13 protein-coding genes are annotated in these 12,962 nt (G+C 70.3%); 9 read left to right on the plus strand and 4 right to left on the minus strand.

The window, feature by feature from the left end:
• The first annotated feature begins 68 nt into the window (after positions 1–68).
• The 3 genes from JOM49_RS02490 to JOM49_RS02500 all read left to right on the plus strand — a co-directional run bounded on the left by JOM49_RS02490 (position 69) and on the right by JOM49_RS02500 (position 2,853).
• Positions 69–1,163, plus strand: a complete 1,095-nt coding sequence (locus JOM49_RS02490) for an S-(hydroxymethyl)mycothiol dehydrogenase (protein WP_209662693.1) — start codon at positions 69–71, stop codon at positions 1,161–1,163.
• A 68-nt stretch (positions 1,164–1,231) separates the two neighbouring features.
• Positions 1,232–1,777, plus strand: coding sequence for a gamma-glutamylcyclotransferase family protein (locus JOM49_RS02495; protein WP_308158630.1), 546 nt, complete (start codon positions 1,232–1,234; stop codon positions 1,775–1,777).
• A 161-nt stretch (positions 1,778–1,938) separates the two neighbouring features.
• Positions 1,939–2,853, plus strand: coding sequence for a PRC and DUF2382 domain-containing protein (locus JOM49_RS02500; protein ID WP_209662695.1), 915 nt, complete (start codon positions 1,939–1,941; stop codon positions 2,851–2,853).
• A gap of 56 nt (positions 2,854–2,909) precedes the next feature.
• Here JOM49_RS02500 and JOM49_RS02505 read toward each other — a convergent pair whose 3' ends face one another.
• The gene (locus JOM49_RS02505) at positions 2,910–4,532 is read right to left on the minus strand and encodes an FAD-binding oxidoreductase (RefSeq protein ID WP_209662697.1); all 1,623 of its coding nucleotides are present in this window, start codon (positions 4,530–4,532) and stop codon (positions 2,910–2,912) included.
• 16 nt (positions 4,533–4,548) lie between these two features.
• Here JOM49_RS02505 and JOM49_RS02510 point away from each other — a divergent pair, with 16 nt between their 5' ends.
• The 6 genes from JOM49_RS02510 to JOM49_RS02535 all read left to right on the plus strand — a co-directional run bounded on the left by JOM49_RS02510 (position 4,549) and on the right by JOM49_RS02535 (position 9,796).
• A complete protein-coding gene (locus JOM49_RS02510) occupies positions 4,549–5,193 on the plus strand; it encodes a TetR/AcrR family transcriptional regulator (RefSeq protein WP_209662698.1) in 645 nt (214 codons plus the stop codon).
• The gene (locus JOM49_RS02515; protein ID WP_209662700.1) at positions 5,190–6,731 is read left to right on the plus strand and encodes a glycerol-3-phosphate dehydrogenase/oxidase; all 1,542 of its coding nucleotides are present in this window, start codon (positions 5,190–5,192) and stop codon (positions 6,729–6,731) included. The genes JOM49_RS02510 and JOM49_RS02515 overlap by 4 nt, the downstream gene beginning before the upstream one ends.
• Before the next feature lie 144 nt (positions 6,732–6,875).
• Positions 6,876–7,145, plus strand: a complete 270-nt coding sequence (locus JOM49_RS02520) for a helix-turn-helix transcriptional regulator (protein ID WP_209662702.1) — start codon at positions 6,876–6,878, stop codon at positions 7,143–7,145.
• Positions 7,142–7,702, plus strand: coding sequence for a hypothetical protein (locus JOM49_RS02525; protein WP_209662704.1), 561 nt, complete (start codon positions 7,142–7,144; stop codon positions 7,700–7,702). The genes JOM49_RS02520 and JOM49_RS02525 overlap by 4 nt, the downstream gene beginning before the upstream one ends.
• Complete coding sequence (locus JOM49_RS02530; protein WP_209662705.1) at positions 7,695–8,600, plus strand: ABC transporter ATP-binding protein; 906 nt, start codon at positions 7,695–7,697, stop codon at positions 8,598–8,600. Before JOM49_RS02525 ends, JOM49_RS02530 begins: the two co-directional genes overlap by 8 nt.
• Entirely contained in the window at positions 8,597–9,796 is a 1,200-nt protein-coding gene (locus JOM49_RS02535; protein ID WP_209662707.1) for an ABC transporter permease, read from the plus strand. The genes JOM49_RS02530 and JOM49_RS02535 overlap by 4 nt, the downstream gene beginning before the upstream one ends.
• Positions 9,797–9,882: 86 nt before the next feature.
• Here the strand turns inward: JOM49_RS02535 and JOM49_RS02540 are convergent, their stop codons facing one another.
• The 3 genes from JOM49_RS02540 to JOM49_RS02550 all read right to left on the minus strand — a co-directional run bounded on the left by JOM49_RS02540 (position 9,883) and on the right by JOM49_RS02550 (position 12,960).
• Positions 9,883–11,196 carry a citrate synthase gene (locus tag JOM49_RS02540; protein WP_209662709.1) on the minus strand — a complete coding sequence of 438 codons (1,314 nt, stop codon included), beginning with the start codon at positions 11,194–11,196 and terminating at the stop codon, positions 9,883–9,885.
• Between the two features lie 218 nt (positions 11,197–11,414).
• Positions 11,415–12,347 carry a carbohydrate kinase family protein gene (locus tag JOM49_RS02545; protein ID WP_209662710.1) on the minus strand — a complete coding sequence of 311 codons (933 nt, stop codon included), beginning with the start codon at positions 12,345–12,347 and terminating at the stop codon, positions 11,415–11,417.
• Positions 12,348–12,357: 10 nt separating this feature from the next.
• Entirely contained in the window at positions 12,358–12,960 is a 603-nt protein-coding gene (locus JOM49_RS02550; RefSeq protein WP_209662712.1) for a TetR/AcrR family transcriptional regulator, read from the minus strand.
• Between the last annotated feature and the right edge of the window lie 2 nt (positions 12,961–12,962).

The raw sequence follows: 12,962 nt of genomic DNA on the forward strand, positions 1-12,962 counted from the left end.
GATGTCGCGATGGGGGTGGGGGGCGTGGCAGAGTTCGGGGGACTGACCCGAACGCGGAAGGTGGTCGCATGCCGTACGAAGTCCAGGGCGTGGTTTCGCGGGTGAAGGGCGAGCCGGTCTCGCTGGAGACGGTGCTCGTGCCCGACCCCGGTCCGGGTGAGGCGGTGGTCTCGGTGCAGGCCTGCGGGGTCTGCCACACCGACCTGCACTACCGCGAGGGCGGGATCAACGACGAGTTCCCGTTCCTGCTCGGCCACGAGGCCGCCGGGGTGGTCGAGCAGGTCGGCGCCGGTGTCACCGACCTGGAACCGGGCGACTTCGTCATCCTGAACTGGCGCGCGGTCTGCGGCACCTGCCGCGCCTGCAAGCGCGGGCGGCCGTGGTACTGCTTCTCCACGCACAACGCCCACCAGCCGATGACGCTCGCCGACGGCACGAAACTGAGTGCGGCACTGGGCATCGGCGCCTTCCTCGAGAAGACGCTGGTCCACAGTGGACAGTGCACGAAGGTCAGCCGCGAGGCCGAGCCCGCGGTGGCCGGGCTGCTCGGCTGCGGGGTGATGGCGGGCATCGGGGCGGCGATCAACACCGGCGCGGTGGGCCGCGGCGATTCGGTGGCGGTGATCGGCTGCGGTGGTGTGGGTGCCGCGGCGGTGGCCGGGTCCCGGCTGGCCGGGGCGGACCGGATCATCGCGGTGGACACCGACGAGCGCAAGCTCACCTGGGCCAAGGACTTCGGCGCCACGCACACGTTCAACGCCGCGGGCAAGTCCGAGGACGAGGTCGTCGAGGCCATCCAGGAGCTGACCGGTTCCTTCGGCGCGGACGTGGTGATCGACGCGGTCGGCCGCCCGGAGACCTGGCGCGAGGCGTTCTACGCGCGCGACCTGGCGGGCACCGTGGTGCTGGTGGGCGTGCCGACCCCGGACATGCGGCTGGAGATGCCGCTGATCGACTTCTTCTCGCGCGGTGGCTCGCTGAAGTCGTCCTGGTACGGCGACTGCCTGCCGTCGCGGGACTTCCCCCTGCTGGTGGACCTCTACCTGCAGGGCAGGCTGCCGCTGGACAAGTTCGTCACCGAACGGATCCCGCTCGACGGCGTGGAGCAGGCGTTCGCCCGGATGCACTCCGGGGACGTGCTGCGCAGCGTGGTGACCTTCTGAGGAAGCTGTTCGACGACGAGGACTACCCCGCCGAGCCGTATCCGGGGGCCCGGCCGGGGTGTTCCTTCGTGCACCTCGACGGCGCCGGGTACGAGGTGCCGGACCCGCCCGACCTCGAAGGGCGCCTCCCGGTACTGGCCTACGGCTCGAACGCCTGCCCGGCGAAGATCACCTGGCTGCGGCGGGCGCTCGGGCTCACCGGCGCGGTGACCGTGCTGCAGGCGAAGTGCACCGGCCTCGCCGCGGTGTGGGCGGCGGGCCGGCGCGTGGTCGACGACCAGCGCCCGGCCACCCTGGCCGCCATGCCGGGCGTGGTCGAGGAGCACGCGGTCTGGCTGGCGACGCCGGAGCAGCTGCGGGTGCTGGACGTCTGCGAGGGCCGGGGAAACCGGTATCACCTCGCGCGGGTACACACGGGCGAGGTAACCCTGGCGAACGGCGCGTCCTTGCCGGACGTCCTCGCCTACGTGGCGGCGTCACCGATCCGGTTGCCGTTGCTGGTCGGCGGAAGTCCGATCCGGACCGCCGAGGTGCCACAGGCCCAGGCCGGGGCCATGACCGGGGAGACCGCGGAGTCGCACGGCCTCGAGGTCACGGTCATCGAATCCGATTAAACCTCCCATTCGCGGATTTCCCCTATTTCGTGAATCGCATTGCTGTGATTCCACCCCGGGTCCTTCACTCGTTTGTGTCGGCCGGTTGCAGCTGTGCAACGGCGGGATGATCGTGAGTGCAGACCCGCACTAATCCAGCAAAGCGAAAGGATGCGGTAGCCATGACCGGCACGATGCGCCCGCAGGATCTCATCGACTCACCCGTGGTCGACCCGGCCGGAAGCAAGATCGGGAAGGTGGGCACGGTCTACCTCTCCGACGACACCCACCAGCCGGAGTGGGTGACGGTGAAAACCGGGCTGTTCGGCCACCGCGAGAGCTTCGTCCCACTCGACGGCGCGGACCTGGCGAACGACGGCCTGCACGTCCAGGTGGACAAGGACCAGGTGACCGACGCCCCGCAGATCGACGCGGACGGCCATCTGTCCCCCGAGGACAGTGGCGAGCTGTACCGCTACTACGGCCTGCCGATGCAGCGCGACCGCGCCGGTGAGGACCGGGCGGACCGCAAGCGCGACAGCATGCGCCGCGACAAGGCCGAAATGGGCGGCATGGCGGGAACCACCGGAGCCGCGGGAACAGCCGGGATGACCGGCAGGGACAAGAAAACGACCGCCGGGATGACCGGCAAGGGCAAGGAAGCGACCGCCGCCAAGCACGAGCTCCGCGACGCCGAGAAGCAGCGCGGTGGCGAGGACATGATCCGCTCGGAGGAGCGGTTCAACGTCGGCACCGAAGAGGTCGAGGCCGGGCGCGTGCGGTTGCGCAAGTACGTGGTCACCGAGGAGCAGCAGGTCTCCGTACCGGTGAGCCACGAAGAGGTGCACATCGAGCGCGAGCCGATCACCGACGGCGAGGCGGGCAAGGCCCGGATCGGCGAGGCGGAGCAGGACGTCATCCTGCACGCCGAAAAGCCCGTGGTGCGCAAGGAAGCCGTGCCGGTGGAGCGGGTGCGGATGGGCAAGGAACGGGTGACCGACACCGAGACCGTCACCGGCGAGCTCCGCAAGGAGCAGATCGAGATCGACGACGACTCGAAGCTGCGTGACCGGGACCGCGACCGCAAGAACCGGTGAACCAACGGTCGTGAGTGCGCGGGTGCCTGGTACCCCCGCGCACTCACGACCGTCCATCAGCCGATGAGCTTGCCCGGGTTCATGATCCCGGTCGGATCCACCGCGGCCTTCGCGGCCGCGAGCACCGAAAGCCCGATCTCGCCGATTTCCTCACCCAGGTACGGCGCGTGGTCCATTCCCACCGCGTGGTGGTGCGAAATGGTACCCAATCCGGTAATCGCCTCACTGGCCGCTTTCTTGGCACGCAGCCATTGCCCTTCGGGGTCCTCGACGGAACGCGCGGCGAGCACGGTGAAATAGAGCGAAGCACCCGTTTCGTAAGCGTGCGAAATGTGGCACATCACCACCGAGGAATCGAACGAATCCCGCAGGGCCGTGCGCACGGCGTCCCGCAGGGTGTCCACTGAGGACCAGTGCGCCGCGGTCTCCAGCGTCTCCACGCAGACCCCGAGGTCGAGCAGCGCGTCCCGCTGCCGCGGCCCGTTGAACCGGCCCTTGCGCCAGGACTCCCCCGCCGCCTTGCCGAGCGAAAGGCCACCGGCCGCCCGCACCAGCCGCCCGGTTTCCGCGCGGCGCAGCGCGATCTCCCTGGTTGACTGCGCTTCCCAGCCGAGGATCAGCAGGCAGGGCCGCGAAACCCCGCGTGCCTTGAGGTAACGGCTCACGGCCGCGGTCTTCCAGCCGCCGCTCAACGACAGCGAAACCTCGGTTTCGTCCTCATCGGACAACCGCGTCACGTCGGCCAGCGCACCCGACTGGGCCAGCCGCCGCACCAGCGCGGCCGCGGTGTCCCAGCCGTCCAGCACGTAACCCTGGTACCGGCGGACCTTCGGCACCGGCCGCACCCGCAGCCCGACCTCGGTCAGCACGCCGAGGGCGCCCTCGCTGCCCACGGCGAGCTGCCGCAGGTCGGGCCCGGCCGCCGAAGCCGGCGCGACGCCGAGGCGCCACTGTCCACACGGGGTGGCCAGCCGCACGCCGGTGACCATGTCCTCGAACCGGCCGTAGCCGCTGGACGCCTGCCCGGCGGACCGCGTCGCGGCGAACCCGCCGATGGTCGCCCGCTCGTGGGACTGCGGGATGTGCCCGAGCGTGAACCCGTGCTCCGCCAGCAGTTCCTCGGCTTGCGGGCCGCGGACCCCGGCCTGCAGCACGGCGATCCGGGACACCGGGTCGACCGAGACCAGCCGGTCCAGCCGCACTAGGTCGAGCACGATCACCGCGGCCTTGTCCCCGCGGGCCGCCCGGACCCCGCCGACCACCGAGGTGCCGCCGCCGAACGGCACCACCGCGAGGTCGAACCGCACGCACACCTCGAGCACGCGCTGCACCTCGTCCGGGTCCGCGGGCAGCACCACCGCGTCCGGCACCGGCAGCTCGCCGGGGTGCCGCCGGCGCAGGAGGTCCAGATAGGACAACCCACCCGCGCGGCTCAGTCGTTCCGCACGCTCCGTTTGCACGTGCGCGGCGCCGACGACGTCACGCAGGGCCTCTTCCGCGTCCGCTGCCAGCGAAGATTCGGGTACTCGCAGTCCGGCGGGCGGAATGACCCGTGCGGGATCACCCGGATTCCCGATACGCTCGGTGAGCCAGCGCATCGCCTTCGCCGGGAGGTGGGCCGCGTCCGCGCCCTCGGGCGTCCACGCGCCCCGCAGGCGGTGGTCAACTAGTTCGCTCACCGGTATAGTGTTACACATGCCTGTCGAACGTAACATAAGCGCAGCTCGCAGCGCGTCGGCACTGGCCGACACCCGCAACCGGCAGGCCGCCACCCGGGTTTCCGACGACGTGCTGCTCGACGCGGCTCGCGAATGCGTGCTCGCGGTCGGTGTGCGCCGCACCACGCTCGCCGAGATCGCCCGCACCGCCAAGGTGAGCCGGATGACGCTGTACCGCCGGTTCCCGGACGTCCGCAGCGTGCTCGCGGCCCTGATGACGCGCGAATTCGGCGCGCTGCTGCAGGGCGCGAGCGCCCGCGGCGGGGCCGCGGCGACCGCGCGCGGCAGACTGGTCGAGAGCTCCGTCGAGGCCGTGCGCGCCCTGGTCGGCGACCCCCTCATGCGCATCGTGCTCGACGTGGACGCCGAACTGGTGCTGCCCTACATCGTCGACCGCCTCGGTGGCACTCAGCGCCTCGCCGAGCAGGTGATCGCCGCGCTGCTGGCGGCGGGCTGGGCCGACGGCACCATCCGCCGCGGCGAAACCGCCGCCCAGGTGCGCGCGATACTGCTGGTGGTCCAGTCGTTCGTGCTCTCATTGCGGCCCGCGACGGCCGATGTGGACGAAGAAGCGCTGCTCGGCGAGTTCCGGCACCTGCTCGACGCGGCTTTGCGGCCGTGAACCCGGCTTCCCTCAACGCCGTCCGGCGGAGCGCCGAGCTGGCGCAGGTGGCCGGCGGCGAGCGGGTCGACCTCGCGGTGGTCGGGGGCGGGGTGACCGGCGCGGGCATCGCGCTGGACGCCGCCGCGCGCGGGCTGTCCGTGGTGCTGCTCGAAGCGAACGACCTGGCCTTCGGCACCTCGCGCTGGTCGAGCAAGCTGGTCCACGGTGGCCTGCGGTACCTGGCCAAGGGTGATTTCGCGCTGGCGCACGAAAGCGCGGTCGAGCGCGGCATCATGATGACCGTCACCGCGCCCCACCTGACCCGCACGCTGCCGCAGCTCTTCCCGTTGCACACCACGACTTCGCGTGCCCAGCAGAGCGTGATCTCGGCCGGGTTGCAGGCCGGGGACGTGCTCCGGCGCGCCACCAGGACGCCGGGTCGCGTACTGCCCCGGCCGCGCACGATCACCCGGCACGAGGCGCTCGCGCTCGCACCCGGCCTGCGGCGCAACGGGTTGCGTGGCGCCCTGCTGTCGTTCGACGGCGCGCTCACCGACGACGCCCGGTTGGTGGTGGCGCTGGCGCGCACCGCCGCGTCACACGGCGCCCGGATCCTGACGCGGGTGCGCGCGACGAAGCTGCTGGCCGATCGCGTGCAGGCGCGGGACGAGCTGACCGGGCAGACGCTGGAAGTCCAGGCGCGCCAGGTGATCAACGCGACCGGTGTGTGGGCGGGCGAGCTGGTCGAATCGGTGCGGTTGCGCCCGTCACGCGGATCGCACCTGATCCTGCGCGGAGCCGCGGCGGGCACCAGCGTCAGCTCGGTGATGATCGGCGTGCCCGGGGAGACCAACCGGTTCGTCTTCCTGCTGCCGCAGCCGGACGGGAACGTCTACTTGGGACTGACGGACGAACCCGTCAGCGGCCCGATCCCTTCGGTGCCCACGGTTCCCGAGTCCGATGTGGACTTCCTGCTCGAGGTGGCTTCGTCGGCGCTGGCGCGGCGGCTGACCCACGCCGACGTGGTCGGCCGGTTCGCCGGGCTGCGCCCGCTGATCGCGATGCCCGGTGGCGGCCGCAGTGCGGACCTGTCGCGCAAGCACGCCGTGCTGCGCTCACCGGACGGCGTGCTCACCGTGGTCGGCGGCAAGCTGACCACCTACCGGCGCATGGCCGCCGACGCCGTCGACGCGGCCGGACTGCACTCGGGCCCGTCGACCACGCACAAACTGCCGCTCGTGGGCGCCGCGCCACGCTCGCGCTTGTCCACTGTGGACGCCCCACGGCGGCTGGTGGTCAAGTACGGCACCGAAGCACCGCGGATCGCCGCGATCGGCGAACTGGACCCGGCGCTGGCGGAGCCGGTGTTCGCGGGCAGCGAGATCTCGGGCGCCGAAGTCGTGTGGGCCATCAGGAACGAAGGCGCCCTGGACGTCGACGACGTCCTGGAGCGCCGCACCCGCCTGGGCCTGGTCCCGGCGGACGCCTCCGCCGCCCGGGAACGCGTCGCCGACCTGGTGGACCGCTCCCTACGAGGCCTGCCCAGCCCAACCTGACCCCCGCCCCTGAACGCTAGGAGTGGGGCATTACTTGCATCCAATGCTAGTAATGCCCCACTCATAGCATTGCCACCGCGGGTAGTGGGACGTGTCTGTTGCGTTTAGTTGACGTGTCGTTGGGTTTTTGCAACAGTGTGGTCCATGAGTCCGGTAAGACGTGGCAAGGAGCTGCCGATCCACAACCGGCTCCAGGTACTGCGGGCCGAGCGGGGGATGAGCCGGGCGCAGCTCGCCGAGGCGGTGGAGGTCAATCCGCAGACCATCGGCGCGCTGGAGCGCGGTGACCACTACCCCAGCCTCGATCTGGCGTTCCGGATCTGCGAGGTGTTCGGCCTCCCGGTCGAAGCGGTGTTCAACCGGCAGCCGTTCACCCCACTGTCCACACAGGTCTATTCGAGGGGGAACCCATGACCTCACTACGCGAAAGATTCAGCAGTTCATGGGCGAAGCAACTGGAAATCCAGGAGCGCAAGGAAAGCGAACGCGCGCGCAAGCTCCTCCGGTGGCGGACCCGGCGCCACCGCAGGCGGATCACGCTGCTGCTGCTCCTCGGCAACCTGATCATCATCGGCGCCGCGCTGATCGTGCAGCAGCGGAGCTGGTGGCTCTTCGCCGTGCTGTGGTTCGGCGGGCTGCTGGTGTGGACGGCCGGGTTCGTCCTGCTGCGCGTCCTGACCGGCCGGATGAGCACCGCCTTCTCCGCCCTGCTCGACGAGCGTGAGCGCGCCTGGCGCCACCGCATCAACTACATCGGCTACCAGGCGATGTTCTTCCTGGTCGCCATCGCCTTCGGTTACCTGATGGTGATCGCGGACACCGCCGGCGCGGCCTACCGCGGTGCGATGATGCTGGCCGCGCTGACCGTGCTGGGCGCCTCCACGCCCACCTTCGTCCTCGGCTGGAGCCTGCCCGACGACGACCCAGAAGACTTCATCGAACCGGGTACCGGGGAGGAATCCGATGTCTGAAAACCGGCTGGAGATCGACGGCGTCTCCAAGCGCTTCGGCGACCTGCTAGCCCTCGACCAGGTCAGCTTCGACGTGCGCGGCGAGCTGTTCGGCTTCGTCGGCAGCAACGGCGCCGGCAAGACCACCACCATGCGCATCGTGCTCGGCGTGCTGGCGGCCGACGCCGGTCAGGTCCGCTTCGGCGGCTCCGCGGTCGACCACCGCACCCGCACCCGGATCGGCTACATGCCGGAGGAACGCGGCCTGTACCCGAAGATGAAGGTGCTCGACCAGCTGGTCTACCTGGCCCGCCTGCACGGCATGAGCACCGACCAGGCGCACACCAGCGCCGAGTACTGGATCAACCGGCTCGGCCTCAAGCAGCGCCGGACCGAAGAGGTGGAGAAGCTCAGCCTCGGCAACCAGCAGCGCGTGCAGCTCGCCGCCGCGCTGGTGCACGACCCGGCGGTGCTGGTGCTGGACGAGCCGTTCTCCGGCCTCGACCCGCTCGCCGTGGACGTGATGAGCGAGGTGCTGCGTGAGAAGGCGGCCGACGGCGTACCGGTGGTCTTCTCCAGCCACCAGCTCGACCTGGTGGAGCGGCTGTGCGACCGGGTCGGCATCATCCGCAACGGCCGCATGGTGGCCACCGGCGCGGTCGGTGAACTGACCGCCGACGCGGCCGTGCGCCTGCGGATCACCGCACCGGGTGCCACGCCCGGCTGGGCGGCCGGGGTGCCCGGCACCCGCGTCCTCAGCGACGGCCCCACCACCGAGCTGGAACTCGAGCCCGGCGCCGACGACCAGGCGGTGCTCGCCGCCGCGCTGGCCACCGGCCCGGTCACCGAGTTCAGCCGCCGCCAGCCGTCGCTGACCGAACTGTTCCGCAACGTCGTCACCGAGGAGAAGGCCCGATGACCACCACCCGCTCGGCAGGCGGCTTCACCGCGGTCCGGCTCGTCGCGCAACGCGAGCTGAACACCCGGCTGCGCACCAAGTCCTTCGTCATCGGCACCCTGCTCATCCTCGCCTTCCTCGGCGGGTACGTGCTGCTGCAGGCGTCGCTGTTCAGCGGTGCCGACAAGAGCACCGTCGGCCTCGCCGGACAGACCGCGAGCATCGCGGACACGCTGAAGCAGCAGGGAAAGCTGCTCGACCGGGAGATCGAGACGGTCACCGTGACCGACCTCGACGACGCCCGAGGGCAGGTCGCCGACGACGAGCTCGACGCCGTGCTCACCGGCAGCCGCGCCGACCTCCAGGTGCTGGTGAAGAACGAGCTGGACCCGCGGCTCGGCGCCATCCTGAACCAGATCGCGCAGAACGAGGTGCTGGGCGCCGAACTGGCCCAGGCGGTCGGGGACCCGGAGCAGGTGCTGGCCGCCGTCCAGGCCACCACGGTCAAGGTCACCCAGCTCGAACAGCCGGACCCCGAACGCGGCCAGCGGCTCGCCATCGGGCTGGCCATGGTCGTCCTGCTCTACATGAGCATCACCACCTACGGCTCGCTGGTCGCCCAGGGCGTGGTGGAGGAGAAGTCCAGCCGGGTGGTGGAGATCCTGCTGTCCACCGTGCGGCCGTGGCAGCTGCTCCTGGGCAAGGTGATCGGGCTCGGCCTGGTCGGGCTGGCGCAGTTGCTGATCCTCGCCGGGGCCGCGCTCGCGATGACCACGATCTCCGGCGTGATCACCCTGTCCGGGGTGGCCACCAGCACGATCGTCTGGGGCCTGGTCTGGTACCTGCTCGGCTTCTTCCTCTACGCCACCATCTTCGCCGGGGCCGGCGCGCTGGTTTCGCGCCAGGAGGACATGCAGTCGACGATGATGCCGGTGACCATGGTGCTGCTGATCGGCTTCCTGGTCGGCTTCAACGTGCTCATCCAGGACCCGGACAGCAGCCTGGCCGCGTGGCTGTCGCTCATCCCGCTGCTCTCGCCGGTGCTGATGCCGGGCCGGATCGCGGCCGGGGTGGTGGCCGGCTGGGAGGTCGCGCTGGCGCTGGTGCTCACCGTCGCCGCGGTGGCGCTGTTCACCTGGCTGGGCGGCAAGATCTACCGCAACGCGGTGCTGCGCACCGGCAGCCGGGTCAAGCTGACCGAGGCCCTCCGGGGCTGACCGTCCACTGTAGACACTAGTTCCCGGGCACAAAAAAGGACTCGTGAGTGCGGAGAACGCTTACGCACTCACGAGTCCGGTACGGCTCAGCGGTCGGCGATCGGGCGGTAGTCCCGCTCCTTCTCGCCGGTGTAGATCTGCCGCGGGCGGCCGATCTTGGTGGCCGGGTCGTTGATCATCTCGCGCCAGTGCGCGATCCAGCCGGGCAGGCGGCCGAGCGCGAACAGCACGGTGAAGTACTGCGTCGGGAAGCCCAGCGCCCGGTAGATCAGTCCGGTGTAGAAGTCGACGTTCGGGTAGAGCTTGCGCTCGATGAAGTAGTCGTCCGAGAGCGCGGTCTCTTCCAGCTTCTTCGCGATGTCGAGCAGCTCGTCGTTCACGCCGAGCTTGTTGAGGATCGAGTCCGCGGTGGTCTTGATGATCTTCGCGCGCGGGTCGTAGTTCTTGTAGACCCGGTGCCCGAAGCCCATCAGGCGGACACCCTTTTCCTTGTTCTTCACGCGGTTCACGAACTGCGCCACGTCGCCGCCGTCGGCCTGGATGCCCTCGAGCATGTCCAGCACCGCGCTGTTCGCCCCGCCGTGCAGCGGGCCGAACAGGGCCATGATGCCCGCCGAGATGCTGGCGAACAGGTTGGCCTCGGAGGAACCCACCAGGCGCACGGTCGAGGTGGAGCAGTTCTGCTCGTGGTCGGCGTGCAGGATGAACAGCAGGTCGAGGGCCTTGGCGACCTCGGGGTCGACCTCGTAGGGCTCGGCGGGCAGCCCGAAGGTCATCCGCAGAAAGTTCTCCACCAGCCCGTAGGAGTTGTCCGGGTAGAGGAACGGCTGCCCGATCGACTTCTTGTAGGCGTAGGCGGCCAGCGTCGGCACCTTCGCCAGCAGGCGGATCGTGGACAGCTCCACGTTCGGCTCGTCGAACGGGTTCAGCGAGTCCTGGTAGAAGGTGGACAGTGCGGACACCGCGCTGGAGAGCACCGGCATCGGGTGCGCGTCCCGCGGGAAGCCGTCGAAGAAGCGCTTGAGGTCCTCGTGCAGCAGGGTGTGGCGGTTCACCTTCGAGGTGAACTGCTCCAGCTGCGCGGGGGTCGGCAGCTCACCGTAGATGAGCAGGTACGAGACCTCGATGAAGTTGGAGTGCTGGGCGAGCTGCTCGATCGGATAACCGCGATAGCGCAGGATTCCGGCGTCACCGTCGATGTAGGTGATGGACGAGGAGGCGGCGCCGGTGTTCACGAAACCGGGGTCGAGCGTGATGTACCCGGTGGAAGCCAGCAACTTGCCCAGTTCGATACCGGGGGCGCCCTCGACAGCGTGAACCACTTTCAGCTCGTGCTCGCCATTCGGCAGCCGCAGCGAAACGGTCTGGGAGCCGCTCGGCGCGGACGTAGCGTCCGACATGAAAGTCCCTCTCACTGTTCACACGGGCCGGCGGCGCCTGCAGGTCGCACAGGTTGCCTCATGTCACGCGCGAGGCGGCCGTTGGCCTCGCTGCACACCGCCCCGCTGGGGTATGAATTCCCCCCTACGCTAGTCGAGAGAGGGCCCCTCGCGCAGCCACTGTGTTATCCGTGACGAACGGTTTGCGACGAGATTCACACGCCTGGTGAGTGTTACCGCTATCCGGGCGCGTCCAGGTCGGCCTCGGTGGGCGGCTCGGCGCCGCTGCGCGAGACGGTGACGGCCGCCGCGCGGGCGGCGTAGGTGAGGGCCTCGGTCCAGCCGGCCGCGTCCAGCGCGGCCGGGTCGAGCACGTCCCGCTTGGCGAACCAGGCCAGCAGCGCGCCCTGCACGGTGTCACCGGCGCCAATGGTATCGACCAATCGCGCCGGAGCCGACGGGACGCGGGCCGGTTCGCCCTCCCGGGTGTGCGCCGAGAGGCCGTCGGCGCCGTGGGTGAGCACCACCGCACCGGCACCCGCGTCGAGCCAGGAGCGGGCGGCGGTCACCGCGTCGGCGCCGTCCGCGAGCCACTCGGCGTCCTCCACCGAAAGTTTCAGCAGCCGGACGTGCGGCAGCCAGGAGGCGAACCGGGCGCGGTAGGCGGCCGGGTCGGCGATCAGGGCGGAGCGGATGTTCGGGTCCAGCGCGGTGAGCAGACCGCGCTCGGATTCCCGGCGCAGCAAGGATTCGTACGCGGAAGCACCGGGTTCGAGCACCATGCCGAGGGTGCCGAGCGAGAGCACCCTGGCCGACTCGGGCAGCGGGCCGGGATCGGTGAACAACCGGTCCGCGGTGCCCTCGGTGTAGAAGGTGTAGTGCGCCGAGCCGGTCTCGTCGAGCGCCACCACGGCCAGCGTGGTCGGCTCGTCGCCGCGCTGCACCAGCGTGGTGTCCACTTGGGAGGCCCGCAGGCGGGCGATCAGCGCCTCGCCGAACCGGTCGGTGGACACCCGCGAGAGGAAGGCCGCCGGCACGCCGAGGCGGCCCGCGGCGAGCGCCACGTTGTACGGGCCACCGCCGAGGCGGGGCAGCAGCGGCCGGAGGCCACCGTCCAGATTGGACTCTCCGGGCACCAGGTCGACCAGTGCTTCACCACCGACAACGATCACGCGGAGGATGCTACCCCGCCGCCAGCCCACCCAGAAGCAGTTCAGCGAGCGCGGTGAACGCCTCGGCGTCGGAGACCTCCACCCGCGAGGCGATCACCCCGGTCTGGATGCCCTCGATGATCAACCCGGCCATTTCCGCGATCAGCGTGGCCTGGACCGTGCGGAAGACGCCGTCGCGCACGCCCTTGTTGATGAAGCCGCGGATGCGCTCGGCGGCGGCCCGGCTGTTCAGCTCGTACGCCGCGCGCGCGGGGGCGAACTCGGCGATGTCGCGCATGAACTCCGGGGAGGCGCGCTTGAGGTGCTCGGCGGCGCCGTCGAGGTAGGTGCCGATCAGCTGCCGCGCGTCGTCGAGGTCGGCGATGCTCGCCTCGATCCGCTCGGCCGCGCCGCGGAAGAACCGGCCGACGACCTTCACCGCGAGCTGTTCCTTGCTCGGCGCCAGCGCGTACAGCGTCGACTTGGAGCAGTGCATCCGCGTGGCGAGGTCGTCGAGGGTGAACTCGGCGAAGCCCTCGGCGAGGAAGAGTTCCTCCAGGTCGGCGAGCAGGGCGCGCTGCCGCGCGGTCGGCTGCCTGCGGGGTGCCCGTGCGCGGGCATCGACATCAGCCATGT

Source organism: Amycolatopsis magusensis, assembly GCF_017875555.1.
In the GTDB taxonomy this organism is placed as follows: Bacteria; Actinomycetota; Actinomycetes; order Mycobacteriales; family Pseudonocardiaceae; genus Amycolatopsis; species Amycolatopsis magusensis.

Excerpts from the sequence above, each read along its gene's own strand:
- JOM49_RS02490 (WP_209662693.1), top strand. The coding sequence starts at position 69 with ATGCCGTACGAAGTCCAGGGCGTGGTTTCGCGGGTGAAGGGCGAGCCG.
- JOM49_RS02500 (WP_209662695.1), top strand. The coding sequence starts at position 1,939 with ATGACCGGCACGATGCGCCCGCAGGATCTCATCGACTCACCCGTGGTC.
- JOM49_RS02510 (WP_209662698.1), top strand. The coding sequence starts at position 4,549 with ATGCCTGTCGAACGTAACATAAGCGCAGCTCGCAGCGCGTCGGCACTG.
- JOM49_RS02520 (WP_209662702.1), top strand. The coding sequence starts at position 6,876 with ATGAGTCCGGTAAGACGTGGCAAGGAGCTGCCGATCCACAACCGGCTC.
- JOM49_RS02525 (WP_209662704.1), top strand. The coding sequence starts at position 7,142 with ATGACCTCACTACGCGAAAGATTCAGCAGTTCATGGGCGAAGCAACTG.
- JOM49_RS02530 (WP_209662705.1), top strand. The coding sequence starts at position 7,695 with ATGTCTGAAAACCGGCTGGAGATCGACGGCGTCTCCAAGCGCTTCGGC.
- JOM49_RS02535 (WP_209662707.1), top strand. The coding sequence starts at position 8,597 with ATGACCACCACCCGCTCGGCAGGCGGCTTCACCGCGGTCCGGCTCGTC.
- JOM49_RS02540 (WP_209662709.1), bottom strand. The coding sequence starts at position 11,196 with ATGTCGGACGCTACGTCCGCGCCGAGCGGCTCCCAGACCGTTTCGCTG.
- JOM49_RS02550 (WP_209662712.1), bottom strand. The coding sequence starts at position 12,960 with ATGGCTGATGTCGATGCCCGCGCACGGGCACCCCGCAGGCAGCCGACC.